At 31.2% G+C, this 26,530-nt stretch carries 22 protein-coding genes, 1 tRNA gene, 1 rRNA gene and 2 riboswitches; of the genes, 16 read left to right on the forward strand and 8 right to left on the reverse strand.

The features are described 5' to 3' along the window. Nucleotides 1–359 precede the first annotated feature (359 nt). Together rrf and CLCOS_RS01980 are read left to right on the forward strand one after the other, a co-directional pair. A 5S ribosomal RNA gene (gene rrf, locus CLCOS_RS01975) occupies nucleotides 360–476 on the forward strand. A 14-nt stretch (nucleotides 477–490) separates the two neighbouring features. Next, nucleotides 491–565 (forward strand) — tRNA-Asn (locus tag CLCOS_RS01980). A gap of 353 nt (nucleotides 566–918) precedes the next feature. Here CLCOS_RS01980 and CLCOS_RS01985 read toward each other — a convergent pair. From CLCOS_RS01985 to CLCOS_RS01995, 3 genes are read right to left on the reverse strand one after another with little or no spacing between them, the layout of a single operon-like run. Beyond that, on the reverse strand, nucleotides 919–1,833 hold the full coding sequence (locus CLCOS_RS01985) for a DMT family transporter (RefSeq protein WP_063602523.1): 915 nt from the start codon (nucleotides 1,831–1,833) through the stop codon (nucleotides 919–921). Between the two features lie 21 nt (nucleotides 1,834–1,854). After that, entirely contained in the window at nucleotides 1,855–2,715 is an 861-nt protein-coding gene (locus tag CLCOS_RS01990) for a ComEC/Rec2 family competence protein (protein ID WP_063602524.1), read from the reverse strand. 27 nt (nucleotides 2,716–2,742) lie between these two features. Beyond that, on the reverse strand, nucleotides 2,743–3,468 hold the full coding sequence (locus CLCOS_RS01995; protein WP_063602525.1) for a lysophospholipid acyltransferase family protein: 726 nt from the start codon (nucleotides 3,466–3,468) through the stop codon (nucleotides 2,743–2,745). Between the two features lie 398 nt (nucleotides 3,469–3,866). Here CLCOS_RS01995 and CLCOS_RS02000 point away from each other — a divergent pair, with 398 nt between their 5' ends. From CLCOS_RS02000 to CLCOS_RS02010, 3 genes are all read left to right on the forward strand, one after another. Continuing rightward, nucleotides 3,867–5,228, forward strand: coding sequence for a 2-isopropylmalate synthase (locus CLCOS_RS02000; protein WP_063602526.1), 1,362 nt, complete (start codon nucleotides 3,867–3,869; stop codon nucleotides 5,226–5,228). Nucleotides 5,229–5,308: 80 nt separating this feature from the next. Next, nucleotides 5,309–7,234 carry an aconitate hydratase gene (locus CLCOS_RS02005; protein WP_063602527.1) on the forward strand — a complete coding sequence of 642 codons (1,926 nt, stop codon included), beginning with the start codon at nucleotides 5,309–5,311 and terminating at the stop codon, nucleotides 7,232–7,234. A 17-nt stretch (nucleotides 7,235–7,251) separates the two neighbouring features. Continuing rightward, nucleotides 7,252–8,262: an isocitrate dehydrogenase (NAD(+)) gene (locus CLCOS_RS02010; protein WP_063602528.1), complete on the forward strand. Its 1,011-nt coding sequence runs from the start codon at nucleotides 7,252–7,254 to the stop codon at nucleotides 8,260–8,262. 168 nt (nucleotides 8,263–8,430) lie between these two features. Here CLCOS_RS02010 and CLCOS_RS02015 read toward each other — a convergent pair whose 3' ends face one another. Beyond that, a complete protein-coding gene (locus CLCOS_RS02015) occupies nucleotides 8,431–9,714 on the reverse strand; it encodes an O-acetylhomoserine aminocarboxypropyltransferase/cysteine synthase family protein (RefSeq protein ID WP_013237334.1) in 1,284 nt (427 codons plus the stop codon). Between the two features lie 109 nt (nucleotides 9,715–9,823). Next, nucleotides 9,824–9,932, reverse strand: a riboswitch (SAM riboswitch). A gap of 156 nt (nucleotides 9,933–10,088) precedes the next feature. Beyond that, nucleotides 10,089–10,196: riboswitch (SAM riboswitch) on the forward strand. Nucleotides 10,197–10,470: 274 nt separating this feature from the next. Here CLCOS_RS02015 and CLCOS_RS02020 point away from each other — a divergent pair. From CLCOS_RS02020 to argH, 7 genes are all read left to right on the forward strand, one after another. Then, nucleotides 10,471–12,870 (forward strand): homocysteine S-methyltransferase family protein, encoded by a 2,400-nt coding sequence (locus tag CLCOS_RS02020; protein ID WP_013237335.1) that lies wholly within the window; start codon nucleotides 10,471–10,473, stop codon nucleotides 12,868–12,870. Between the two features lie 221 nt (nucleotides 12,871–13,091). Next, on the forward strand, nucleotides 13,092–13,778 hold the full coding sequence (locus CLCOS_RS02025) for a hydrolase (RefSeq protein WP_013237336.1): 687 nt from the start codon (nucleotides 13,092–13,094) through the stop codon (nucleotides 13,776–13,778). A gap of 213 nt (nucleotides 13,779–13,991) precedes the next feature. After that, nucleotides 13,992–14,816, forward strand: a complete 825-nt coding sequence (locus CLCOS_RS02030) for an ABC transporter substrate-binding protein (protein ID WP_013237337.1) — start codon at nucleotides 13,992–13,994, stop codon at nucleotides 14,814–14,816. A 29-nt stretch (nucleotides 14,817–14,845) separates the two neighbouring features. Beyond that, nucleotides 14,846–15,496: an ectoine/hydroxyectoine ABC transporter permease subunit EhuC gene (gene ehuC, locus CLCOS_RS02035; RefSeq protein WP_023162835.1), complete on the forward strand. Its 651-nt coding sequence runs from the start codon at nucleotides 14,846–14,848 to the stop codon at nucleotides 15,494–15,496. A 33-nt stretch (nucleotides 15,497–15,529) separates the two neighbouring features. Next, nucleotides 15,530–16,309 carry an amino acid ABC transporter ATP-binding protein gene (locus tag CLCOS_RS02040; RefSeq protein ID WP_013237339.1) on the forward strand — a complete coding sequence of 260 codons (780 nt, stop codon included), beginning with the start codon at nucleotides 15,530–15,532 and terminating at the stop codon, nucleotides 16,307–16,309. Between the two features lie 74 nt (nucleotides 16,310–16,383). Next, nucleotides 16,384–17,589 (forward strand): argininosuccinate synthase, encoded by a 1,206-nt coding sequence (locus tag CLCOS_RS02045; RefSeq protein WP_013237340.1) that lies wholly within the window; start codon nucleotides 16,384–16,386, stop codon nucleotides 17,587–17,589. Between the two features lies 1 nt (nucleotide 17,590). Continuing rightward, entirely contained in the window at nucleotides 17,591–18,907 is a 1,317-nt protein-coding gene (argH, locus tag CLCOS_RS02050; RefSeq protein ID WP_013237341.1) for an argininosuccinate lyase, read from the forward strand. Between the two features lie 60 nt (nucleotides 18,908–18,967). Here argH and CLCOS_RS02055 read toward each other — a convergent pair whose 3' ends face one another. Both CLCOS_RS02055 and CLCOS_RS02060 read right to left on the reverse strand, forming a co-directional pair. Further along, nucleotides 18,968–19,186, reverse strand: coding sequence for a DUF378 domain-containing protein (locus CLCOS_RS02055; RefSeq protein WP_013237342.1), 219 nt, complete (start codon nucleotides 19,184–19,186; stop codon nucleotides 18,968–18,970). 110 nt (nucleotides 19,187–19,296) lie between these two features. After that, the gene (locus CLCOS_RS02060) at nucleotides 19,297–19,776 is read right to left on the reverse strand and encodes an Lrp/AsnC ligand binding domain-containing protein (RefSeq protein WP_013237343.1); all 480 of its coding nucleotides are present in this window, start codon (nucleotides 19,774–19,776) and stop codon (nucleotides 19,297–19,299) included. A 294-nt stretch (nucleotides 19,777–20,070) separates the two neighbouring features. On the opposite strand from CLCOS_RS02060, the gene CLCOS_RS02065 reads away from it, so the two are divergent. From CLCOS_RS02065 to CLCOS_RS02080, 4 genes are all read left to right on the forward strand, one after another. Then, nucleotides 20,071–21,039 carry an asparagine synthetase A gene (locus tag CLCOS_RS02065; protein WP_063602529.1) on the forward strand — a complete coding sequence of 323 codons (969 nt, stop codon included), beginning with the start codon at nucleotides 20,071–20,073 and terminating at the stop codon, nucleotides 21,037–21,039. A 151-nt stretch (nucleotides 21,040–21,190) separates the two neighbouring features. Next, complete coding sequence (locus CLCOS_RS02070; RefSeq protein ID WP_013237345.1) at nucleotides 21,191–21,553, forward strand: hypothetical protein; 363 nt, start codon at nucleotides 21,191–21,193, stop codon at nucleotides 21,551–21,553. Between the two features lie 697 nt (nucleotides 21,554–22,250). Further along, nucleotides 22,251–22,949, forward strand: coding sequence for a GntR family transcriptional regulator (locus CLCOS_RS02075; protein ID WP_013237346.1), 699 nt, complete (start codon nucleotides 22,251–22,253; stop codon nucleotides 22,947–22,949). Nucleotides 22,950–23,210: 261 nt separating this feature from the next. Next, complete coding sequence (locus tag CLCOS_RS02080) at nucleotides 23,211–24,305, forward strand: XdhC family aldehyde oxidoreductase maturation factor (RefSeq protein WP_063602530.1); 1,095 nt, start codon at nucleotides 23,211–23,213, stop codon at nucleotides 24,303–24,305. A gap of 77 nt (nucleotides 24,306–24,382) precedes the next feature. Here CLCOS_RS02080 and CLCOS_RS02085 read toward each other — a convergent pair whose 3' ends face one another. Both CLCOS_RS02085 and CLCOS_RS02090 read right to left on the reverse strand, forming a co-directional pair. Beyond that, nucleotides 24,383–25,816: a hypothetical protein gene (locus CLCOS_RS02085; protein ID WP_063602531.1), complete on the reverse strand. Its 1,434-nt coding sequence runs from the start codon at nucleotides 25,814–25,816 to the stop codon at nucleotides 24,383–24,385. Next, entirely contained in the window at nucleotides 25,813–26,376 is a 564-nt protein-coding gene (locus CLCOS_RS02090) for a sigma-70 family RNA polymerase sigma factor (RefSeq protein ID WP_063602532.1), read from the reverse strand. Before CLCOS_RS02090 ends, CLCOS_RS02085 begins: the two co-directional genes overlap by 4 nt. Nucleotides 26,377–26,530 lie beyond the last annotated feature (154 nt).

A 26,530-nucleotide genomic window follows, 5' to 3' on the forward strand; every position in this document is an offset into this window, starting at 1 on the left:
GAACACGAGGAGATAGGTCAGAGGTGTAAGCAGGGCAACCTGTTAAGCTGACTGATACTAATAGGTCGAGGGCTTGACCAAATAAAAACGAAAGAAAAAAAGTTTACTGTGCAATTTTGAGAGGACAGAGTAATTTGAACTCTTAAAAGTTAATATATAAGAAAATTGATAGAAGCGATCAGATTGAGGAAAGGCTTGAATGAGGAGTAGAGTTTACTTGTGTAAATGAGCACCGCAATGAAAGACTTGACGAAAATATGAGAAACTTATAGCAATTTTCGATGATTTAATGAGACTCAATCAGCTAAAGCTGATGAGTACCGATTTATACCAAAATCAAAGATTTTGACAAATCGGTATCTGGTGGTAATGACGTGAAGGTAACACCCCTTTCCATACCGAACAGGAAGGTTAAGCTTCAGAGTGCCGATGGTACTGCAGGGGAGGCCCTGTGGGAGAATAGGTCGCTGCCAGGTGAAAAAATTATTGTTCCGTGGTAGCTCAATGGTTGAGCATTCGGCTGTTAACCGAAGGGTTGGAGGTTCGAGCCCTCTCCACGGAGCCATTTTTTATTTTATAGATTAAAAACTAATAAATTTGAATATATGTGAAAGCAGATTAATAAAATTAATCTGCTTTATTTATGCTTTTGACATGGGTATAATCTTATTGCTGAAAGTCTGATACGGGAGATGTGTGGGCTATGCATACAAGAAAGGCTATTGGAGAATATCCAATAGCCTTATATTATCTAAGTCGTTAACTAACAAGTATCTTAAAGAAATAGATTTAGTTTCTGTATCTGAAGTATATTTATTAGTATACTAATTTCTTTTGAACCACTATGTACTGAACTGTGTGGGAAATCTGCTAAATAAAATAATTATTCAACTCCTACTTGATTAGTGTATCCTATTATTATGACTTTTTATTGTAAGATAAGATTAAAACTGTACTTAAAATAAGTATACTTCCTATAATATCAAATATACCAAAAGGAGTGTGAAGCCATAGTATTGACACTGTAGTTGCAGACATAGGTTCTAAACAAGAAAGTAAACTTGTTTCTGAAGCTTTAATGTACCTTGTACTATCCAAATACCAATAGAAGGAAACAAGGGTTCCAAAAACAACTACAAAAGTAATTGCTAAAATTGAATCAGTAGAGTATTCTCCTTGTATTCTCCAAAAAGGATGAACGAAGCTAAAGAATATTCCACCTAAAAGCATTCCCCAACCAATTACAATATCACACCCCCATCTTTTAATAATATATGCAGGTTGAACTACATAAAATGCAGCAGCAAATGCTGATAAAACTCCCCAGAATAAAGCTAAGTTGGAGATGGCTAGGCTATGTATATTACCTCTAGTAATGAGGAAGAACGTACCTAATAAAGCCAGCAGGATTGATAATGTTTCCCTTAAGGTAGGAAGTTCTTTAGATTTAAAGGACACATAACATACAATTATTACTGGACTCAGATATTGAAGTATTGTAGCTGTAGCAGCATTCCCATATTTAATCGATGCAAAATAACCATATTGTACGCCTATTAATCCTATGATACTAAAGAAAATTATGTTTCTCCTACCGTATTTAGATTTCCATATATTAAAGATTTTTTTACCATTCTTTAAGTATAGAAATATAAGTAGGAGTGATCCTGACAGTAAAAGACGAATATCTACAAGCCATTCTGGACTAATATCTTTTTTTTGAAAAAGATATTGAGCTACAGGTCCTGAAACACCCCAAAGCATAGAAGCGGATACTACTAGTAGTATCCCTTTCATCCTTGAATTGTTTTTTAATGTAATTTGAGTATCCATTGCAATTCCTTTCTGTGATTGTTAGTCTTGTTTACTTATCTTAGTGCCATTACTAGTGAGAATGATTGTTCCACTTATATCGGTTCTATATATTTGTATATTTTTCTTTTTAAGTTTATTTATTGTCTTTTTATGTGGATGTCCATATTTATTATTTTTTCCGCAACTTATTACTGCTATTTTAGGATTAACTTTATCCAGAAATTGTTGTGAAGTGGAGCTTGAACTACCATGATGACCAACTTTTAGTACATCAGCTGATAGATCATAATTTTTATCTATCATTTCCATTTCACTTGTTTTTTCTGCATCCCCTGTAAAAAGAAATTTGGTATTTCCATAAGTTAGTTTTAATACTACTGAATAATTATTTGTATCTGGATAACTCTTACTATTAGGTGCAAGTATTTCTGCAGTTGTATTTTTACCTAAGTCTAACTGTAATCCAGGAGTTGGAGTATCTATTTTCATATTTTTATTTTTTAATTGCTGAATCATATACTCAAAAGTTTTTGTATTAACTATTTTTTTAGGAGTATAAAACTTATCAACAGTGTATTTTTTTATTACATTTCCCATGCCACCTATGTGATCTTCATCAGGATGGGTTGCAATTACATAGTCAAGTTTTTTAATATTTTGCTTATTTAAATAGGACATCAATTTGTCCCTACTTTCATTTGGACCAGCATCTATCAAAAGGTTTTTTCCATTTACTTGTATTAATTCACTATCTCCTTGTCCTACATCTATATAATGAACTTTAAGTCCACTGTAGTTGGAAGTAGTATTTGAATTTGTATTATTTGTACACCCTGACATTAGAAATATAAAAATAAATACAATTGATAGTATATTAAAGTATTTTTTTATAAATTTCATTCAGTGTCCTCCTTTATGAATCCTATATTAATTTTCCAAATAAATATGCTTACTTATTTCTGATTTTATGTTATCTGCTAAAGATTCCCTCTCTTCTCTCGAAAGAGAATCTGTATAAATTGGCTTACATATAGTTATATTTACATTTGCAGATTTTATCATAGAATGAGCATTTCCCTCTCTTAGTTTATAACTTCCATCTATAGCAATTGGAACTATAGGTACTTTAGATTTTAAAGCCAGTTTTAAACTTCCCTTTTTAAATTCTCCTATTCTAGGGCCTTTACTTCTGGTGCCTTCAGGAAATATTACCATACTATGTCCATTATTTAATAGTTCGCTACCTTTATTTATAGACTTTATGGATTCTCTTATATCATTCCTGTTTATAAAAATACAGTTAATTTGCTTCATCCAGTAAGAAACTAATTTGAACTTTGTTAATTCTTTTTTAGCTATAAATCCTACAGTCCTATCTAAAGAAGATAGTATTATAGGTATATCTAAAAAACCTTGATGGTTTGAAACAAAAAGGCAGGGAACCTGTGGAATGTTTTCTGTACCGGTTACTTTTACAGATGCATTTATAAGCTTTAATATAAAATTAGACCATTTTTTAACAGATATATATATATAATTTTCAGCTTCCTTTTCAGAACCACTTTTTCTAATTCTGTCTAATTTTAATTTTTTAACTAATGAATAGACCATGTACAAGAAAAAAACTACATAAAATAAAAAAGTTTTTAACATAAAATTATTCCTCCTTGAAAATTCTAATTATGAGTTCATGATAATACAACATTTATTATAACATATGCAGTACTTGAAATTAGCATGGAGCCAATATTTGATTCAAAAATCCTATTATGCATTATAAAAGACCTATAATGAATATGCTACATAGAATAGCGTCAAAAACAACAAATAAACATTTGCTTATCAATAATAAAAGTGATACAATATAAGCATATTTATTATAGAAATAGCACTAATAAGCCGTGAATATGCTTATAAATATTCAAAAACAGTACATAAATATAGATTACAAAAAATAAACGCAAAATTCATATATGAAATATAATGTATAAAATAATTCAAAAAGCCATTTTGAAAGATAGGTCCAATATTAATCCGAGGAGATGAATTAAATGAAAAAAAGTTCCTATGAATATAAATTAAATAATGTAGATAGTCCTAATTTCTATAAAAATGTATTTCCCTATGATGAAATTCCAAAAATAAATTTTAATGGAGTACAAATACCTAAAGATTTACCTGAAAAAATATATATTACGGATACTACATTTAGAGATGGTCAGCAGTCAATGCCTCCGTATACTACAGAGCAGATAATTAGAATTTTTGATTATCTTCATAATTTGGATAATAATTCGGGAATAATAAAACAGACGGAATTTTTTTTATACACAGAGAAGGATAGGAAAGCTGCTCAGGTATGTATGGAAAGAGGATATGAATTTCCGGAGGTTACTTCATGGATAAGGGCTAATAAAGAAGATTTTAAATTGGTAAAACAAATGGGAATTAAAGAGACGGGAATGCTTATGTCCTGCTCAGATTATCATATATTTAAAAAGTTGAGAAAAACTAGAAAAGAAACTATGGATATGTATTTAGGTATAGTTAAAGAAGCTTTAGATAATGGAATTCGTCCAAGGTGTCATCTAGAAGATATAACTAGAGCAGACTTTTATGGCTTTGTAGTTCCACTTGTAAATAAGTTAATGGAATTATCGAAACAATCAGGCATTCCTATAAAAATAAGGGCCTGTGATACCCTTGGATTAGGAGTATCTTATAGTGGAGTGGAATTACCAAGAAGCGTACAGGCTATTATGTATGGTCTTAGGAACAATTGTGGTGTTCCTTCAGAATGTATAGAATGGCATGGACACAATGATTTTTATGCAGTAGTGAATAATTCTACAACAGCTTGGCTATATGGTGCATCAGCTGTAAATACTTCATTTTTAGGAATTGGAGAGAGAACAGGAAACTGTCCACTAGAAGCTATGATATTTGAATATGGACAGATAAAAGGAAATACTAAAAATATGAAACTTGAGGTTATAACGGAATTATCAGAGTATTTTAAAAAAGAAATGGAATATGCAGTTCCACCTAGAACCCCTTTTGTGGGAAAAGAATTTAATGTAACTAGAGCTGGAATACATGCAGATGGAATATTAAAAGATGAAGAAATCTATAATATATTTGATACGGATAAAATTTTAGGAAGGCCAGTTGTAGTAGCTGTAAATCAATATTCCGGTCACGCTGGAATTGCAGCTTGGATTAATACCTATTATAGATTAAAAGATGAAGAAAAAATTGATAAATGGGATACTAGAATTGCTAAAATTAAAGAATGGGTGGATGAACAATATAAAGCAGGAAGAACTAGCATAATAGGGAATGATGAATTAGAATTATTAGTTGATAAGATGCTGCCAGATATTTCACAAAAAAAAGAAGAAAGGGCTAGCTAGAGCAGATACAAGATTTATATAATAAATTCAATGGATTATAAGTTGAAAGTTTATCTACAACTATATAATGGAGGATAACAATGGGATTAAATGCATCACAAAAAATTATAAAAAATCATTTGGTTAAAGGTAAAATGATATTAGGAGAGGAAATAGCTATAAAAATAGATAGAACACTTACCCAGGATTCAACTGGAACTATGGCTTATCTTCAATTTGAAGCACTTGGAATAAATAGAGTGAAAACTAAAAAATCTGTAGCTTATATAGATCACAATATACTTCAATCAGGTCCAGAAAATGCAGATGATCATCTTTACATTCAGACTGTGGCAAAAAAACATGGCATATATTTTTCAAGACCTGGAAATGGAATATGCCATCAAGTTAATCTTGAAAGATTTGGAGTGCCTGGGGATACCCTTTTGGGTTCAGACAGTCATACACCTACAGGCGGAGGTATAGGAATGCTTGCCATTGGTGCTGGTGGATTAGATGTAGCAGTAGCTATGGGTGGTGGAGAATATTATATAAATATGCCTAAGATAGTAAAAGTTAACTTGAGGGGTAAGTTAAGTCCCTGGGTTACAGCAAAAGACATTATTTTGGAAATGCTTAGAAGATGTACAGTTAAAGGTGGAGTAGGGAAGATATTTGAGTATGTGGGAGAAGGAGTGAAAACTTTATCTGTACCCGAAAGAGCGACAATAACAAATATGGGAGCAGAACTTGGAGCTACTACTTCCATATTCCCAAGTGATGATACAGTACGCGATTTCTTAAAAGCCCAGGGAAGGGAAAAGGATTTTTCATATGTTCAGCCGGATGCAGATGCAGTTTATGATGAAGAAATGGAAATAAATTTATCTACTCTTGAGCCTATGGTAGCTTGTCCTCATAGTCCAGATAAAGTTGTACCAGTATCCCAGCTTAAAGATGTTAAAGTAAATCAGGTATGTATAGGAAGTTGTACTAATTCTTCTTTTGTAGATATGATGAAGGTTGCACATATATTAAAGGGAAAAACAGTTAATGAAAATGTATCACTTACTATATCACCGGGTTCAAAGCAGGTTTTAAACATGATTGCTCAAAATGGAGGACTTGCATCTATGGTAGGGTCAGGGGCTAGAATACTTGAAAGTGCCTGTGGACCTTGTATAGGTATGGGACAGTCACCATCTACAGATGCAGTATCACTTAGAACGTTTAATAGAAATTTTGAAGGAAGATCTGGAACAAGATCAGCTAAAATTTATCTTGTAAGTCCTGAAATTGCAGCTGCATCTGCAATAAAAGGCTATATTGCAGATCCAAGAGAACTGGGAGAACCTATTTATATTGAGATGCCAGATGAATTTCTTGTAGAAGATAATATGATTGCTCCTCCTGATGAAACAGGAGATAACATTAAGGTAGTTAGAGGCCCTAATATAAAGCCTTTTCCAAAGGCAAAGTCTTGTGAGAATATAACTTGTGGCAAAGTACTTACAAAAGTTGGAGATAATATAACTACGGACCATATAATGCCGTCAAATGCAAAATTGCTTCCTTATAGGTCAAACATACCTCATTTAGCTGAATACTGCTTGACTCCTTGTGATGAAGATTTTCCTAAGAAAGCAAAGGAAAATGGAGGAGGAATTATTGTAGCTGGAAGTAACTATGGTCAGGGTTCCAGTAGGGAACATGCTGCACTTGCTCCTCTTTATCTTGGAGTAAAGGCAGTTCTTGCTAAATCTTTTGCTAGAATTCATAGGGCAAATTTAATAAATAATGGAATAATACCTTTAGTTTTTGAAAATGAAGATGATTATGACAAGATAGATGTTATGGATGAACTGGTTATAGAAGATACTTTAAAACAAATTAAGAATGATGTAGTGACTGTGAAAAATAAGAATGGAAATGAAGAATACAAAATGGTATTTAATGTTACGGACAGACAGAGAGATATGATAAAGTTTGGTGGACTTTTAAATATGATGAAAGAAAATAACAAGTGATTATTGGAGGATTAAAAATGACGCATAAAGTTACTCTTATTAAAGGTGATGGTATAGGACCAGAAATTTGTGAAGCTGTAAAAAAAGTTATAGATAAGAGTGGGGCAGATATTGACTGGGAAATACTTGAGGCTGGAGCTTCAGTTTTGGATAAATATGGTACACCAATACCAGATAATATTATAGAAAGTATAAAGAAAAATAAAGTAGCACTTAAAGCACCAGTTACTACCCCTGTTGGAAAAGGATTTAAAAGTGTCAATGTAACTCTTAGAAAAAAATTAAATCTATATGCAAACATAAGGCCTATAAAAACTTATGCTGGAGTAAAATGTAGATATGATAATGTGGATCTTGTAATATTTAGAGAAAATACAGAAGATTTGTATGCAGGGATTGAGCATATGATAAATGATGAAATAGCAGAAAGCGTTAAAATAATATCTAAAAAGGCAAGTGAAAGAATAGTAGAGGCAGCTTTTCAGTATGCAATTAAAAATGGAAGAAAGAAAGTTACGGCAGTTCACAAGGCTAATATAATGAAACTTTCAGATGGACTTTTTTTAAAAACAGCTGAAAAAGTAGCGGAAAAATATAAAGGTATTCAATTTGAAAGTGTAATAGTAGATGCTATGAGTATGAAACTTGTACTCAATCCAGAGGACTATGATGTACTTGTTATGCCTAATTTATATGGAGATATTTTATCAGATATGGCATCAGGACTTATAGGCGGGCTTGGACTAGTACCAGGGGCTAATATAGGAGAAGATGCAGCAGTGTTTGAAGCTGCCCATGGTTCGGCTCCGGATATTGCAGGACAGAATAAAGCAAATCCAACGGCTATAATACTTTCGGGAGTTATGATGCTTAACTATTTAGGTGAAACAGAAGCGGCAAATAAAATTGAGATAGCTGTAGAATCTGTACTTAGAGAAGGTAAATATTTAACAGAGGATTTAGGAGGAAATGCTACTACTACTGTATTTACTAAAGCTATTATAGAGAAAATTGAAAATTGTAATTAAGTATACTTAATTTTTTTAGTTGTAGTTGAAAGTTGATAGTGGATAATTGTCAACTTTCAACTATTTAAAATCATACATAGGGCTGACATACTAATTAATTAGTAGTCAGCCCATTATTTATGGGTTAAAATAATATAAAAATTATGGGAGTGAAATTAAATTAATTTATCAAGCTTTTGCAAGAGCCTGATCCAAATCGTATATAATGTCATCAATATTTTCCACACCTATTGAAAGCCTTATAAGGTCTGGAGTAACTCCAGCAGCTTTTTGTTGTTCTTCATTTAACTCTGCATGAGTTGTACTTGCAGGGTGAATTACTAATGATTTTGCATCTGCTACATTTGCAAGTAAGGAGAACAATTTAACGCTGTTTATAAATTTCTTCCCTGCTTCAGATCCACCTTTTATTCCAAAGGTAAATATTGAACCTGCCCCTTTTGGAAGGTATTTCTTAGCTAATTCTTTGTATGGACTTCCATCAAGTTCAGGATAGTTTACCCATGCAACTTTTGGATGTTTACTTAAAAATTCAACTACTTTTCGTGTATTTTCTACATGTCTCTCTACTCTAAGAGAAAGTGATTCAAGTCCAAGTAAGAAATAAAAAGCACTTTGTGGACTTAGTGTTGCGCCTGTGTTTCTTAAAAGTTGTACTCTGGCTTTTGTAGCAAAAGCTGTAGGTCCAAGATCTGCATATACAAGCCCATTATAGCTTTCATCAGGTGTTGTAAAGTCAGGAAATTTTCCGCTTGCTGCCCAGTCAAATTTTCCACCATCTACTATAATTCCGCCTAAAGTAGTCCCGTGACCACCTATAAATTTAGTTGCAGAATGAACAACTACGTCTGCACCATATTCTATAGGTCTTACTAGATAAGGAGTTCCAAAAGTATTATCTATAATAAGAGGAATTTTGTTTTCATGGGCTATGTTTGCTACAGCTTCTATATCCAAAACATTGATTCTAGGGTTACCTATTGTTTCTGCATAAACTGCTTTAGTTTTATCTGTAATAGCTTTTCTGATGTTTTCAGGATCATCGGGATCTACAAAAGTTACATCAATTCCTAACTTTTTCAAGGTTACTGAAAACAATTCATAAGTTCCACCATAAAGTGTGCTAGCTGCAACTATATTGTCTCCTGCACTTGCTACATTTAATACAGCGTAAAGTATTGCTGCAAGTCCGGAAGATGTAGCAAGGCCTGCGCTGCCGCCTTCAAGGGCTGCTACTCTTTGTTCAAATACGTCTTCTGTTGGGTTCATTATTCTGGCATAAACATTTCCTGGTTTTTTAAGCTGGAAAAAGTCTGCGGCTTCATCGGCATCTTTAAATACAAAGGATGTAGTCTGGTAAATTGGAACTGCTCTTGCACCTGTAGTTGGGTCAGGCACCTGGCCTGCATGTACTTGTAATGTTTCAAATCCTAATTTTCTTTCTTCACTCATTTTTTCGTCCTCCTAATACCTTTTAATATTTTGAGCGAAACTTCTATAACCTGGCAGAATAAAAAAATCTTCTTGTAAGATAAGTTACAAGAAGATTCTATCTTCATGCTTCTCATCTTTCAGGTTAACACCTGCTGGAATTAGCACCGTTGAATGAAAATGATCATTCAGGTTGCCGGGCATCATAGGGCCAGTCCCTCTGCCACTCTGGATAAGAAGTTCCGTATTCGATTGAGAAAATCATACCAGACATAGATAAGGTTTGTCAATAGAAAAATAAAAAAATATTGAGAAAATTTCATATTACGAATTATAGTAAAATAGTCATGTAAATAGTATTGACAATTGATAGTTAAAGTATTAATATTAAAGCACTTTTATCACGAGAGGTGGAGGGACTGGCCCAGTGAAACCCAACAACCGGCACTAAAGTGCATCGGTGCTAATTCCTGCAGAATAAAACGAATTCTGAAAGATAAGGAAAGTTGATTTTGTCAAATTTAAAGCTGCTTTTTTGATTGAAGGGCAGCTTTTGTAGTTAATAGTTAAAAATGAAGAATTAATAGTTAATGTGCAAAATTTGAGTAAATAAATATTAATTTTAAATAGTATTAATGTATATTTATACAATCATAAAATATTAAATAATTTGATTTGTATTGTAGAAAATTTGTTTAAAGTTTAAAATTTTATACAAGAAGTAATGGATTAAATAATTTGAACATGAAACTTGTATTTGAAAAAGGAGTGCAGCAAATGTTATTTAAAGATTTATTAAATAAGTTTAGTAACAAATTTGTTTTTTTTGATGGAGCTATGGGAACCATGCTTCAAAGAGCAGGACTTAAAGTAGGTGAACTTCCAGAAACATTAAATATAACAAATTCAGAGATTATAAGAAAAGTACATAGGGAATATTTAAACGCAGGATCAGATATCATAATAACAAATACTTTTGGTGCTAATGAACTTAAGTATAGTTCTTCTGATTATACAATAAAAGATGTAATTACAGCTGGAGTAAAAATTGCAAAGGAAGAGGCAAAGGATAAATTAGTAGCACTTGATATAGGACCTACAGGACAAGTTATGGAGCCTACAGGAAGTTTAAGTTTTGAATCTGCATATGAATTATTTAAAAGTCAAGTAATTATAGGGGAAAAAGCGGGAGCAGATATAATTCTAATAGAAACTATGTCTGATTTGTACGAAGCAAAGGCAGCTATTCTTGCGGCAAAAGAAAATAGTTCTCTTCCAATATTTTGTACAATGACTTTCCAGCAGGATGGAAGAACTCTAATGGGAACAGATCCAAAAACTATGGTATTTGTGCTTGAATCGTTGGGGGTGGATGCCCTTGGAGTGAATTGTTCCTTGGGACCGGGAGAATTGCAAGATATTGTAGATGAAATCTTAAAGTATTCTTCTATACCCGTTATAGTTCAGCCTAATGCAGGACTCCCAAAGTATGATGGCGAAAATACGATTTATGATATAACTTCAGATGAATTTGCAGAAAATGTAGTGATTATGGCAAAAAAAGGAGTTAGGTTTTTTGGAGGATGTTGTGGAACAAGTCCTGAATTTATAAAAACTATGGTAAAAAGTTTGAAAAATATAGTACCTTTAGATATAAAAGAAAAAAATTATACCACAGTGTGTTCAGCCAGGGATACTGTGTTCCTAGGTAATAGGATAAAATTTATAGGGGAGAGAATTAATCCTACAGGTAGAGACATTTATAAGAAAGAGCTTAAGGAAGGAAAGGTAAATTTTATACAGAAAGAAGCAGTGAAGCAAAAAGAAGAAGGAGCACATATACTTGGGCTTAATGTAGGACTACCTGAGATTAATGAAGTTCAAACTATGAAAGAAGCAGTAAAAGCAATACAAAAAGTAGTACAATTACCTATAGATATAGACAGTCCAAATCCTAAAGTTTTAGAGGCTGGAGTTAGAGTTTATAACGGTAAACCTATAATAAATTCAGTAAATGGTAGAAAAAAGTGCATGGAAGAAGTATTTCCAATAGTAAAGAAGTATGGAGGCTGTGTTATAGCCTTAACTATAGACGAAAATGGAATACCTGATACTGCAGAGGGTAGGGTAAAGATTGCAGAAAAGATAATCAAAACTGCCGAAAACTATGGAATCAAGAGAAAGGATATAATAGTTGATTGTCTTACGCTAACTGCATCTGCTCAACAAAAGGAAGTGCTTGAGACAATAAAGGCCATAAAGATTCTAAAGGAACAATTTGGAGTAAAGACTACTCTTGGTGTAAGTAATATATCCTATGGACTACCTAGAAGATGTATATTAAATAGAACTTTTCTTGCACTTGCTCTTCAGGCAGGACTTGACTTGCCAATAATAAATACAGCAGACAAAGGCGTGAAAGATATTATTTCAGCTTTTGAGGTTTTAACAAACATAGATAAAGAAGGAAAGGAATATGTAAAAAAATATAGCGGTAAATCTGAAGGTGAAAAAGCAAAATGGGGAAGCGATATTCCTAATTCAGGTGAAAATGATAAAAATCTAAAACAGACCATTATTGATGGAATGGAAGAGGAAGCAGTAGAGTTAACTTGTAAGCTTTTGAAAAGTAAGAAGGCAGTAGATATAGTAAATTCTTATATAATTCCAGCGTTAGATGAGGTAGGCGTACAATATGAGAACAAGGATATATTTTTACCACAGTTAATACAATCAGCTGAAACTGTAAAACAAGCTTTTGAAATAATAAAGAAAGATATGCTTAAAAGTGGCGAAAATAAGATATCCAGGGGAAAAATAATACTTGCTACTGTTAAAGGAGATATACATGATATAGGAAAAAATATAGTTAAAGTGCTTTTGGAGAATTATGGATTTGAAGTTATAGATTTGGGAAGAGATGTAGATATTAGTGAAGTAGTAGATGCTATAATAAAAAATAACGTAAAGTTAGTAGGACTCAGTGCACTTATGACAACCACCGTAAGTAATATGAAAAAGACTATAGATGCTATAAGAGATAAGGGGCTTCAATGTAAAGTTGTAGTAGGTGGAGCAGTATTAAATCAAAATTATGCAGATATGATAGGTGCAGATTATTATGCTAAGGATGCTAGAGAAACTGTAAAGATAGCAGAAGAATTATTTTCAGTTTAGGATAAACAGAGTTCTTGGCATCAGATGGAGTTTTGACTCCACCTAATGCTTAGAAATCGTTATCCAGGGACATATCTGCTCTTTACTCCCACTTGGAGAAGTGGAAGTATTAGAGCAGGTAGTCATCGGATAAAAATAATTTTTATGGAATATTTAATGTGTTTAATATACAATAATATGTAAGAGACACAATATTAAAATAGATTTTGGGAGATATAAAAATGGGTGAGAAGATTAATAAAAAAGATGTTAAATATGTACCAGAGATAAGAGGAGTACTTAGAGGGCATATGATAAATTTCCCTGGTGTAATAAGAGAGGCCAGCGGCATAATAGTTTTTGGAAAAAGAATAAAATCTTTTGCATTTACCACGGATATAGCAGTTATAAAAAATATAGATGCAGATGCAATTTTAGCAGTTTATCCTTTTACACCCCAATCAGTTATAACAGAGTCATTAGTTACAGCTTCTGATGTACCCATATTTTGCGGTGTAGGGGGTGGACTTACCACAGGAAAAAGGGTTGTAAACTTAGCATTAAATGCTGAATTTACCGGAGCTATGGGGGTAGTGTTAAATAGTCCTACATCTAATGAAATTGTAAGAGCTGTTAGAGAGGCTATTGACATTCCTATTATAGTTACAGTAGTATCTGAAAGAGATGATATTCAAAAGAGAATGGAATCGGGAACTTCCATATTAAATGTATCTGCGGGTAAGAATAGTGCTTCTCTTGTGAGAAAAATAAGAGAAAAATATAAGGATATTCCGATTATAGCTACAGGGGGAAGGACTAAGGAAAGTATAGAGGAAACGATAGAAGCAGGTGCAAACGCTATTTCATATAGTCCTCCTTCTACGGCAGAATTGTTTAAGGGGACTATGGAAAAGTACAGGAATATGTAATAAACAGGGGCTCTGTTCAAAGCAATGTAAGAAGTTGCTATTGAAGCAGCCTCTTTTATTTTTGAATAAACAGAGAAATATGTATAAGTACAGAATAAAAATAGTATGGAAAAAACAAAAAAGGTATTGAATAATTATAATGTTAAATGTATAATTATTTATATATTTAACCTAAGGAGTTAAAAATAATAATTATAGAAAAGGGGAAAAAAAATGAAGAAGTTAAAAAAGACAATAATTGTAATGTTGACAATTGTTTTTGCAGCTGCTTTATTTGCAGGATGTGGGAGCAGTAACAGTAATAGCGGAGATGAACAAAAAGGACAGAATGCTTTAGAGAGGGTAAAAAAAGCAGGAGTTCTAAAGGTAGGACTTGAAGATTCTTTTCCACCAATGGAATTTAGAGATAACCAAAACGTACTTAAAGGTTTTGATATAGATATGGCAAACGCTATAGGCAAAAAGCTGGGAGTAAAGACTCAATTTGTAGGTACTGAATTTAATGGAATAATTTTAGCACTTAACTCTGGAAAATTTGATGTTATAATATCAGGACTTAGTATTGATGAAAAGAGAAAAAAGCAAATAGATTTTTCACAGCCTTATATACAAAATGCACAAATTATAGTTACTAAAAGCGGAAATGAAGCAATTAAGACTTCAAAAGATTTAGCTGGAAAGAAAGTAGGAGTAGGACTTGGTACAACTAGTGAAAAAGTTGTTCAAACGTTACAAGGTATAAAAGAAGTTAAAAAATATGATAAGACTACAGAAGAACTTCAGGATTTATTAATAGGAAGAATTGATGCGGTTATAGTAGATGAACCAGTTGGAAAATATTATATATCTAGTCCTGACAAGAAAGGAAAATATACAGTACTTAATGAAAAACTTACTAATGAACCTATGGGAGTAGGATTTAAAAAGGGAGACAAGGAACTTGAGACAGCAGTACAAAAAGCATTAGATGAGTTAAAAAAGGATGGAACAATGTCTAAAATCTCTACTAAATGGTTTGGAGAAGATATATATAAATAGTATATGCAAAAAGAAAGTGGGTAAAGTAAGTGAATATAGAGTTTATTAAAAATATATTACCTATTTTATTAAAGGGTAGCGTAATGACAATTGAACTTACAGTAATCACCTTGATATTAGGAACTATGCTTGGAGTATTTTTGGCACTCCTGAAATTGTCTAAAAATATCGTATTAAAATTAGTATCAAGTTTCTATACATGGATATTTAGAGGAACTCCTTTACTGCTGCAGCTATTTTTCTTCTACTATGGATTACCTTTTATTGGAATAGAACTTACTCCTTTTACCGCAGCTATATTAGGACTTGGCTTAAACTGTGGTGCATATATGGCTGAGATAATAAGAGGTGGAATACAGTCTATAAACAAAGGACAATTTGAAGCAGCAAAAGCTCTTGGATTTAGTTATGTAGAGACTATGAGGAAAATTATTTTACCACAAACCTGGAAGATAATAATACCACCAGTAGGAAATGAATTTATATCTATATTGAAGGATACTTCATTGGTATCTACTATAGCTATGGTTGAACTTATGAGGTCAGCTCAGCAGATATATGCAAGCAGCTTTGATCCAATATCTGTATTTTTAACTGCAGCAATATTGTATCTTATAATGACAACTGTATTTACAACTGTATTTGGAATATTCGAAAGAAGATTGGCTATTTACAGTTAGAAATTAGAGTAATTTTAAGTGGAGGTTTGATTTATGGAAAATGCTATTTTAAATAATGGCGAAAATTTAGATAAAAATGAATATATGATAGAAGCGTCTAATTTAACTAAGAGTTTTAATAATCTTTTAGTTTTTAAAGATTTAAATGTGAAAGTAAAGAGAGGTGAGGTCCTCGTAGTTATAGGGGCCTCGGGATCAGGAAAAAGTACACTTTTAAGATGTCTAAACCATCTGGAGGAATTAGATAGTGGAACTATAGTTATAGAAGGGGATAAGCTAAACCCTAAGGACAAAAAAATGCTTCGAAAAATAACTACAAAGATGGGAATGGTTTTTCAAAATTTTAATTTATTTCCACATATGACAGCTGTTCAAAATGTTATGGAAGCTCCACTAGTTGTAAAAAAAGAAAAAAAGTCAGAGGTTTTACAAAGAGCTAAGCAACTTTTAAGTAAGGTGGGACTTGCAGATAAGATGGAATATTATCCATCTAAACTCTCAGGTGGACAGCAGCAGAGGGTTGCTATTGCAAGGGCTCTTGCAATGAATCCGGATATAATGTTGTTTGATGAACCAACATCAGCCTTAGACCCTGAACTTGTGGGGGAAGTTTTGAATGTAATGAAGGATCTGGCTAAGGAAGGTATGACAATGGTAGTAGTAACTCACGAAATGGGGTTTGCCAGAGAAGTAGCTGATAGGGTTATATTTATGGATGGAGGAAAGATAGTTGAGCAGGGGACTCCAGAGGAAGTATTTTCACATCCAAAAGAAGATAGAACTAAGGAATTTTTAAATAAAGTTTTAAAATAAAAAGTCAGTATTTTAAATACTTTTATTTGTCTAAGCTATTTATTAAAATTTAAATATATATGGAGGGCGAATTCATGAAAGATAAAGTTGTGTTAGCATATTCAGGAGGATTAGATACATCAATTATTATTCCTTGGTTAAAGGAAAATTACGACTTAGAGGTTATTGCAGCTTGTATAAATGTAGGACAAGATGATGACATGGAAGAAGTAGAAAAGAAAGCCATTAAAACAGGGGCCTCTAAAGTATATATTGAGGATTTAAAGGAAGAATTTGTGAAAGATTATTTATTTAAGGCAGTAAAGGCCAATATATTGTATGAGGACGCGTATTTTTTAGGTACATCTCTTGCAAGACCACTTATGGCCAAGAGATTAGTTGAAATAGCTCATGCAGAAGGAGCAAAATATATAGCTCACGGATGTACAGGAAAGGGAAACGATCAGGTACGTTTTGAGGTTGGGGTAGCAAGTTTTGATCCTACAATAAAGATAATAGCACCTTGGAGAATATGGGACATAAAGTCCAGAGAAGATGCTATAGATTACGCAAATTCAAAGGGAGTAGATGTTCCTGTAACTAAGGAAAAAATATATTCAAATGATAAAAACATCTGGCATGTAAGTCATGAAGGTGGGGATTTAGAGGATCCAAGAAATGAGCATAAAACAAGTATGTACTTTATGACTACTACACCGGAAAAAGCGAAAGATGAAGACACATATATAGAGCTTTATTTTGAAAAAGGGGAACCTAAAAGATTAAATGGAAAAGAATTAAGCCCTTTAGATATGATGGAACAGCTAAACAAAATAGGTGGAGAAAATGGAATTGGAATAGTTGATATGGTGGAGAACAGACTGGTTGGCATGAAATCCAGAGGTGTATATGAAACTCCTGGTGGAGCAATATTATATGCTGCACATACTGCTCTTGAAAGATTAACTATAGACAAGGATACTTTTCACTATAAACAATTAGTATCTCAAAGATATGGTGAACTCGTATATGATGGACTTTGGTTTGGAAGCCTTAGAGAGGCACTGGATGCTTTTGTTGAGTCTACTCAGGAAAATGTAACAGGAACAGTAAAATTAAAGTTATATAAAGGAAATATAATGCCAGCAAGTATAGATGCTATACATCCTCTATTTAATGAAAGTATATCTTCTTTTGGTGCAAGTGATTTATATGACCATAAAGATGCAGATGGATTTATTAAAATCTTCAGCTTACCTTCTAAAATAAGAGCTGCAGTAAAAAAGGAAAAGGAAAATTAATATGAAACTCTGGGGAGGAAGATTTAAAAAATCTGAAAGCAAGCTTATGGAGGATTTTAATAGTTCTCTTAGCTTTGATAAGCTTCTTTATAGTGAAGATATAGAGGGAAGTATGGCCCATGTAAAAATGCTTTCCAAATGCAATATACTATCTAAAGAAGAAGGAGAATCCATATTAAAAGGACTGCAATCTATTTTAAGTGACATTGAAGATGGAAAACTTAAAATAGAAGGAGATTATGAGGATATACACACTTTTGTAGAGGTAAATTTAATAGAGAGAGTAGGACAGGTAGGAAAGAAACTTCATACTGCTAGAAGTAGAAATGACCAAGTAGCAGTAGATTTTAGATTATACTGTAAAAAAAGCGCATTAGAAGTTATAAAGAACATAGAGAAACTTCAAGATGTAATTAAAAATCTTGGAGAAAATAACAATATAATGATGCCTGGGTATACACACCTTCAAAGGGCACAAGTTGTAACTTTTAAGCATCACATAATGGCGTATTACAATATGTTAAAAAGAGATAAGGCAAGAATATCAAATGCAGTTGAAATTATGGATGAAAATCCACTTGGATGCTGCGCTCTTGCTGGAACAACTTATAATATAGATAGAAGTTTTACTGCAAAAGAATTAGGTTTTAAAAAGCCTGTAGATAACTTTTTAGACGGTGTAAGTGATAGGGATTATGTCCTTGAGCTATTATCGAATTTTTCTATAATAATGATGCACTTAAGCCGTTTAAGTGAAGAACTTATATTATGGAGCAGTAAAGAATTTGATTTTGTACAAATAGATGATGAATTTTCTACAGGAAGCAGCATAATGCCCCAGAAAAAGAATCCCGATGCTGCAGAACTCATAAGGGGCAAAACAGGGAGAGTATACGGTTCGCTCATGTCACTGCTTACCACAATGAAAGGCATTCCTCTTGCCTACAATAAGGATATGCAGGAAGATAAAGAACAGTTTTTTAACTCCTTAGATACTGTATTAAGCTGTCTTAAAGTTATGAGTGGTATGCTCTCCACATTAAAAATCAAAAAAGACAATACATTTAAAGCTGTTAAAAGAGGATTTTTAAATGCTACAGAAGCGGCTGATTACTTGGTTAATAAAGGAATGGCTTTTAGAGATGCCCATAAAGTAATTGGTGAAATTGTATTGTATTGTGAAGAAAGAGATAAGGCTATAGAAGATGTTTCTGTAGACGAATTGAAAAAGTTTAGCTCTCTTTTTTCAGATGATGTATATGAATTTATAAATTATGAAAATACATTAAATAGAGGAATTAAGAAAAATCTCAGATAGTATGTAAAATTAAGGCGTAAGTAGAAGACTTTTATAATTGTTTTCCACTTACGCTTATAATTATTTGACTTCTTTTGTATCCCCAGTGCTTCTTTCATTTCCGAAAAACGAAAGTGCATACAACCCTCCTAGTCCTACAAGTGCGTATATTACTCTAGTAGCTGTTGACATTGTTCCAAATAGTGATGCTACGAGATCAAATCTAAAAAAGCCAATTAGTCCCCAATTTAACGCACCTATTACAACCAATGTTAGTGCAATTATATCTAATGTTCTCATAATTACATCTCCTTTTTATTTTTATACAAAAGTATTATTTGCATATTTTATAAAATTTATGAGTTTAAATAAAAAGAAAATGAAAATGAAAAAAGAAGGTAAATAACAAGTTATTCATCTAAAACATCGATATCAATGCTTCTATCTACAGGTTGAAATAAAGATATTATTGTATCAGTTCTTTGAACTCCATCTACGGATTGAATTTTATTCATAAGTAGATTTTGTAAATCAGTAATATTTTTACATAGAACCTTTACAAATATAGAATAATCTCCTGTTGTATAATGGATTTCCACGATTTCTTTTATTTGTTTTAATTCATCTAGTGAATTATTAAAAGACTTAGCTTTATCTAAATAAATGCCTATAAAGCCACATACGTCAAATCCAATTTTTGAATTGTCGATTATAAGCTTAGTACCTTTTATTATGTCCATGTCCTCCATTTTTTTAACTCTAACATGTATGGTTCCACCGCTTACGTGGCATTGTCTAGCTATTTCTAGAAAAGGAGTCCTTGAATCCTTCAAAAGAATTTCAAGAATTTGAAGGTCTAAGTCATCTAAACCATTAATTTTTAAGCTCAATTTATATTCCTCCTTTTAAAGTTATCCGTATTTTTTCTGAAAACTTTAAATTAGTATGTGTACAATAACATTATAACAGAAATTTTGATAAATTAATAATTGTAAACCTTATCATTAATTAATAATTTATGAATTTTTAATTTTAGGTATATTAAAATGATAAATTTATAAAAAAACATAATATTAATTAATGATATTGCAAAATACGTAAAAAAGTATTATTATATTGGTAATGAAACTAGAGAAAAGATATTCATTGAGAATTTATATAAATTGTTTAGGGAGGCCACATATATGAAAACATATGTATTGAAAGATGAAAAGGAATTAAAACTTTTAGATGAAACTATGGAAAAAATTAGAAGAGAAAAATTGCCTACTATACTTGGTATACAACAAGCTATATTGAGGGCAGTAGATGATTATATGTATAAAAATGGAGTAGTTAGACTTTTACCTAACATGCTGGCACCTATAACAGATCCACTTTGCCATAGCGTAGAAGAGTGTGCAATTACTTATCAAGGACAAGAATTTAACTTAACAAAGTCCATGATATTTCATAAACAAATAGCTCTTTCAAGTCCAAACTTACAGAAAATTTATATTGTATCTCCAAATGTAAGATTAGAGTTACCAGAAAGAGGAGATAAGAGGCATTTATTTGAGTTTACTCAAGTTGATTTTGAATTTAAAGATGGTACAATGAATACAGTATTTGAATTTATGGAAGGTCTCGTAAAATATGTATTTGACTATATAAAAGAAGAATGTAAGGACAAGTTTGAAAAATTAGGAATAGGAACATCTCACTTAAATATAACAGGTCCTTTTGAGAGATATACAACTCAAGAGTTAAAAGCAAAATATGGAGATGATTTTGAAGCTATAGCCTCACAAAAAGCAACACAACCATTCTGGTTAATAAACCATAAGAGGGAATTCTATGATGCTGAAGATTTGAATAACAGAGGTACTTATAGAAACTATGATTTAATATGGCCTATGGGTTATGTAGAAGGATTAAGTGGCGGAGAAAGAGAATATAAATATGATAGAATAATTACAAGAATGAGAGAAGCTAAAATGGATGAAAGTTTACTTAGAAACTACATTGAGCTTGCAAAAAGAGGAGAACTCCCTAAAACAGCAGGAGCTGGTTTTGGAGTTGAAAGAATGACTAGATTTGTATGTCAACAAAAAGAAATTGATGATGTGACTGTATTTAGTAGAAAACCAGGAAAAGAAAAATATATATTCTAAAAGAAGGCTGTCTAAAATGGACAGCCTTCTTAGTTATTTGCTTAGAAATTTTACTGTCATACAGGTTTTCAGACAAATAAATAGAAAAGGTATTGATATAAGTTAGAAAGTATATAATAATATATATAGACAAACTAAGGGGGGAGAACAAATGCCTTTATGGTTACAAGTACTATTACAGGTAGCATTTATTGCGATAATATTTTTATTTGTATATAATCAATTAAAAATACGTATTTTATACAAGTTTCATCCAAACAGATGGATAATTCTTTTATTGTCTATAGCAGCTTTTTTCTTGCCTACAATAATAGCGGCCTATTTTAGATATAACTTAAATGGGAGTGTATGGCAATACATATCTTCTGCTGTATTTTTAGTTTTATTTTTATGGTTTGTGGATTTAAGAAGCGGTGCCATATATGATGTAAAGGGTTCACAAAAAGAAAAGAACATAAAGATAAAGCCTAAAGCTAAGCCAAATAGAGCAAAACATAATAAAAACAAAAAGTAAGTTTTTTATACAAATTAAAAGTCTACTTATAGGTAGACTTTTAATTTGTATAAAAAAAATCCACATGGGGGAGCATGTGGATAAATAGGGGATATTTATTAACCTTTTAATACATATTCATGATATCATATATTTTTACATAAATCAATATTTTTTATTTATAAATGCTATTTTTCGACACTAATTATGAAACAGTACATATGAATTAAGGAACGTACATTTTACTTAAATATATTATCGGAAGTAGTAGGAATTGTAATAAAAACGTTGACAAAACACAAATAACTGATATATAATGAAAACATAAGGTATACATATGCTAACATGTATATACAGGTTATTGCCTTATTAAAAAATATATAGTTTATATCTGTAATTTTTTTAGTAAATAAATTACAGCTTATATTTACCAGATTATTATTTAGTTTTAAACTTCCATTTCTGAGACCCCCATCTCTAGATAATAAAGTGATTACTTGAGCTATCACTTGGGAAGAAGAGGCAAATATGCATCTGGATCATAGAGTCTTAAGTGTACTTGAAATTAAATTTTATGTATGCTCAGGACTCTGTTTATTAATGACTTAATTTTTGAAAGCCTATAATATTGACAATGACGTTTTATAATTCTAATATTATAATTATGTTAAAATTGTTTTATATGGATTAGATGAAATTTAATAAGGAGTAGTAAATAATGAAAAACTCTATATATTGTAAAATAGCTGATGATATACGTGATAAAATTATTAGTGGCGAACTTAAAACAGGGGATGATTTGCCTTCTGAAACAGCTTTATGCAGTGAATATAGTACAAGCAGGATGACGGTTAGAAAGGGACTTACTATTTTATCCAATGACGGATACATATATTCTATACCAGGAAAAGGATATTTTGTACAAAAGCCTAATTACAACAAATATACTATTTTTTATAGTGAGAGAAACAATTTGATAAATGATGTGGATCGCATAAAACTTCTATCTGTAGATGTTGTTTTGCCTGATGATAAACTTGCAACTAATCTTCGTATAAGTAAAAATAGAAAGATAATAAGAATTAGAAGATTGTTTTATACACAAGGGGATCCTATGGCTTATGATTTAAAATATCTAGTATACCAAAAGGGAGTTCCAATTATAGAAAATGAAATCGAAAATGCTACTTTCCCAGAAATGATGTCCAATAGGGCTTCTCTTTATAGTTTAAATAAGGAAATTGTAATGTATGCTAAAATGCCTGGAGAAGAGATTAAAGAACTTTTAAAAATGTATGATGAGGTTGCGCTATTTGTTGTAGAACAAAAATTAAATGATGTTAAAGACAAGCCAATTGGGTTTGGAATAACTTACTTTAGAGGAGATTATATTAAATTACACGGGGTTAGTCAATAAAAGTAGGTTTTAATTACTAAAAAGTTTTTAAAATGAAATAAATATTAAAAAAACAATCTATAAGTAACATATAGATTGTTTTTTCTCGTATGGGCGATTTTTACGTTGAAAGTTATAAAAATATGGAAGGTAAACTAACTTCAGAGCTATAGAGTCTAAAATGATTTAAGTTGAATAATTACAAATTTTGTTATAAAATTTAAGAGTAAACGTTTCAAAACGCTAATTTATCTTATATTTAAGGAATATGGAGGTATGTAAATGGAAAAGATATACAAAGAAGTGGTAAAACTTTTACAGAAAGAAGAAAGTTTTGTAATAGCGACTATATTTGATAAAACTGGTTCGGCACCACGTACTGCTGGTGCTAAGATGGTAGTTAGAAATGACGGTTCAATTATTGGAACCATAGGTGGAGGACGTTTAGAAGCTGATGCTATAGGTCTTGCTAAAAAGTCACTGTCTTTAAAACAAACTGTAATGCAGTCTTTTGATTTAACTCACAATGATGTAGCTTCTATGGATATGATTTGTGGCGGTAAAGGTGAGATTTTAATAGATTTTATAGATGCTCAGGATGAAAATAATCGAATAATTTATGAAACAGTAGTAAAAATTCAGGAAAAGAGGGAAAAGGCATGGTTTATTACAGTACTAGATAATGTCTCTGGTACTTCTAATTTGAGATGCCAACAATGCATAGTAAAACCAGATAAAACTCTTATTGGTAAAATTGATTGTGATCCAAATATATTAGAGAAACTGATAGCTGGACCAGCAAAAATATCAATACATGCTGAAGTAATAGATAATCAGCGTTTTTTAGTAGAACCTTTACGTCCTGAAGGAACAGTTTATATTTTTGGGGCAGGGCATGTATCTCAAAGAATTGCACCTTTAAGTGAAACAGTTGGTTTTAGAACAGTAGTATTAGATGATCGTGAAGAGTATGCTAATCGCAGCAGATTTTCAGAACCTACAGAACTTATGGTCATTGATTCATTTAACAAATTACCAAATTTACATATTGATGAAGATAGTTATTTAGTGATTGTGACTAGGGGACATCTTTATGATAGAGTTGTTCTAGAGCAGGTACTTCGCAGTAATGCCAAATATATTGGCATGATAGGAAGTAAGAGTAAGAGAGATAAGATTTTTACTCAATTACTTAATCAGGGATATGCAAAAGAAGAAATTAGAAGTGTTTACTCACCAATAGGTACAAGTATAGGAGCAGAAACACCAGAAGAAATTGCAGTAAGTATTGTAGGAGAACTGATTAAAGTAAGATCAGAAGGTGAAAATACAAATTCTAGGGAAAATGGTAATAATTCTAATATATGTTGTAATTAATTATGAGCATGTCAAGAATACCTTTAGAAAAGAATATTTTTGACATGCTATTTTTTAGATAGTGATAAACTAAAAAATTATTTAATTAGTGACGGATTTAGGTCTATTTCAAAAGGACCAATTGAAGAAAAAGTATATTGAAGGTGATTTAATTTTAACTTGTCTCCTATTCCATTTTTTATTTGATAAAAAACTTTAATATTACCATTACTTTGACTAATATTACTTTGACCATCTCCGTCAGTAACGCTTTCAAATAAAATATTTGAAGTTTGTAATCTTGAATTGCTGTCATTTATATAATTGTAAATTAACTCTATACTGTCATTTGATAAACGGTTTATACTAATAATTTTGAATTTAAATCCCTTATAGTTAACTATCTTGTTTAAAATGCTTTTGCCTGATTTGGGAATATCTAATTCTAAGTTAAAATCAGAAGTTTCATCGTTAAAATTATTAAGATCATTATTAATAGAATTGAAATTAATACTATCAGTATGATAAACTACATTTGAAACGGTTAACTTTAACTTTTTGCCAGTGAGTTTGCTTAAATCAAATAAAGATTCATTTCCTTGATCTAAATAATTAATATTGTTATGCCCATATACTGCGTTATTATATTCATCAGAAATTATAATATTGGAATCTTGTATAGAATTATTATTTATTAATTTTGTATTAATTGGTTCATTTAACCCTAATTTTTTACTTTCTTCAAAGGTTCCTCGATTAACTTTATCTATTATTTTTGATTTAAAATCGGGTAAGGTATCTGTAAAATAATAATCTACTTTTAAAATATTTCCATCTCTTTTTAATGAAGTCACGTTTAGTGTAGTTATTCCATTAGTTGCAGTATACAACACTTTTGATTCAGCAGCTTCTTTAAAATCGGAACTTTTTATTTTAAAAGTTGCTTTAGTAAATTTTTTATCATTAGCTATAATACTTAAAGTATAACTATTAGCTTTTTTTACATTACCGTTGTATTCTGCTCTATATGAACCTATGTGATTATCTGGCATCATGGCAAGATTGTTGCTCCGATGAAGTTCATAGGAATTACCATAATTGTCTGTAATAGTGTAATAAGATCGTTTAAGCTCTTCAGGTTCAATAGTTAAAGTAACTATAATTTTATTATTGTCTATATACATGTTAGCTAAAGTTATATTACCTTGTTTAATACTGCTTTTAAGAATTTTGGGTTTATCTGAGGAAACTTTTACTTCTCCAATACCAGATATGACAGTGAGTTTTTCTATCATATTAGCTAAAACATTCCTTTGGGATATGAGTATAGGAATGGTTATCAGAAGGATGATTGCTGCTGCGATAAAATTTCTTTTACTCTTAGATTTCCTAGGCTTTACTTTATTAATAATATCTTTACAGATTTTTTTCTTTTCAAATTCATTGAGGTCATCACTGCTAAATTCATTTTCATTTATATTAATATCATTTAAAAGTTTTAAAACATCATCTTCATTCAAATTTAAATTCATTTTGATACCTCCATTTCACCCGAAATGTTTAATTTTTTTATAAGTGAATTTTTAGTGCGCCATAATCTATTGTAGATAGCCCCTTTTGATAAATTAAAATTTTTACACAAGGTTTCCATATCTTCATCCAAAAGGTATTTTCGTATAAACAGTTCTCTGTCCAGCTTATGCTCATATTGCAAAAGCTTTATTAATTCTTCTTTCTTTTCCCTCAATATATATTCATTTTCAATATCAGTATTAGAGATTAACATTTGTTCTTCTATCTGAAGGTTGTCCTGTTTAACTAAGCTTCTTTTATAATCTATAGCCTTATATTTACTTACAGCTAAAAGCCAATTCTTAAATGAAGATTTTTCAGGATTATATAAGTGACTTTTATTCCATATTAAAAGATATACATCATTAATACATTCTTTTGCATTTTCATAATTATCGTTTCCAAGTACATTTAGTACAACTTTAAAAACTAAATTACAGTAAATATTAATTATGTATTCTAAGGCTGCAGGATTTTTTCTTTTAAGTTCTAATAAAAAGTTTTTATCGTTAATTTTCATTTTTAACTCCTTTCGTATTATCTTATCTAGGCGTTTGCGAAACGCTGTAACCCGCATAAATGCGGGATATTTTTTGTCGTAAAATAAAATAACTCCTCACTGATTTATGGTAAAATTGAATTGTAAAGAAACAAAATCACCATATACCTCAGAA

This window comes from Clostridium coskatii (assembly GCF_001675205.1).
In the GTDB taxonomy this organism is placed as follows: Bacteria; Bacillota; Clostridia; order Clostridiales; family Clostridiaceae; genus Clostridium_B; species Clostridium_B ljungdahlii.

Excerpts from the sequence above, each read along its gene's own strand:
- CLCOS_RS01985 (WP_063602523.1), bottom strand. The coding sequence starts at position 1,833 with ATGGATACTCAAATTACATTAAAAAACAATTCAAGGATGAAAGGGATA.
- CLCOS_RS01990 (WP_063602524.1), bottom strand. The coding sequence starts at position 2,715 with ATGAAATTTATAAAAAAATACTTTAATATACTATCAATTGTATTTATT.
- CLCOS_RS01995 (WP_063602525.1), bottom strand. The coding sequence starts at position 3,468 with ATGTTAAAAACTTTTTTATTTTATGTAGTTTTTTTCTTGTACATGGTC.
- CLCOS_RS02000 (WP_063602526.1), top strand. The coding sequence starts at position 3,867 with ATGAAAAAAAGTTCCTATGAATATAAATTAAATAATGTAGATAGTCCT.
- CLCOS_RS02005 (WP_063602527.1), top strand. The coding sequence starts at position 5,309 with ATGGGATTAAATGCATCACAAAAAATTATAAAAAATCATTTGGTTAAA.
- CLCOS_RS02010 (WP_063602528.1), top strand. The coding sequence starts at position 7,252 with ATGACGCATAAAGTTACTCTTATTAAAGGTGATGGTATAGGACCAGAA.
- CLCOS_RS02015 (WP_013237334.1), bottom strand. The coding sequence starts at position 9,714 with ATGAGTGAAGAAAGAAAATTAGGATTTGAAACATTACAAGTACATGCA.
- CLCOS_RS02020 (WP_013237335.1), top strand. The coding sequence starts at position 10,471 with ATGTTATTTAAAGATTTATTAAATAAGTTTAGTAACAAATTTGTTTTT.
- CLCOS_RS02025 (WP_013237336.1), top strand. The coding sequence starts at position 13,092 with ATGGGTGAGAAGATTAATAAAAAAGATGTTAAATATGTACCAGAGATA.
- CLCOS_RS02030 (WP_013237337.1), top strand. The coding sequence starts at position 13,992 with ATGAAGAAGTTAAAAAAGACAATAATTGTAATGTTGACAATTGTTTTT.
- CLCOS_RS02040 (WP_013237339.1), top strand. The coding sequence starts at position 15,530 with ATGGAAAATGCTATTTTAAATAATGGCGAAAATTTAGATAAAAATGAA.
- CLCOS_RS02045 (WP_013237340.1), top strand. The coding sequence starts at position 16,384 with ATGAAAGATAAAGTTGTGTTAGCATATTCAGGAGGATTAGATACATCA.
- argH (WP_013237341.1), top strand. The coding sequence starts at position 17,591 with ATGAAACTCTGGGGAGGAAGATTTAAAAAATCTGAAAGCAAGCTTATG.
- CLCOS_RS02055 (WP_013237342.1), bottom strand. The coding sequence starts at position 19,186 with ATGAGAACATTAGATATAATTGCACTAACATTGGTTGTAATAGGTGCG.
- CLCOS_RS02065 (WP_063602529.1), top strand. The coding sequence starts at position 20,071 with ATGAAAACATATGTATTGAAAGATGAAAAGGAATTAAAACTTTTAGAT.
- CLCOS_RS02070 (WP_013237345.1), top strand. The coding sequence starts at position 21,191 with ATGCCTTTATGGTTACAAGTACTATTACAGGTAGCATTTATTGCGATA.
- CLCOS_RS02075 (WP_013237346.1), top strand. The coding sequence starts at position 22,251 with ATGAAAAACTCTATATATTGTAAAATAGCTGATGATATACGTGATAAA.
- CLCOS_RS02080 (WP_063602530.1), top strand. The coding sequence starts at position 23,211 with ATGGAAAAGATATACAAAGAAGTGGTAAAACTTTTACAGAAAGAAGAA.
- CLCOS_RS02085 (WP_063602531.1), bottom strand. The coding sequence starts at position 25,816 with ATGAATTTAAATTTGAATGAAGATGATGTTTTAAAACTTTTAAATGAT.
- CLCOS_RS02090 (WP_063602532.1), bottom strand. The coding sequence starts at position 26,376 with ATGAAAATTAACGATAAAAACTTTTTATTAGAACTTAAAAGAAAAAAT.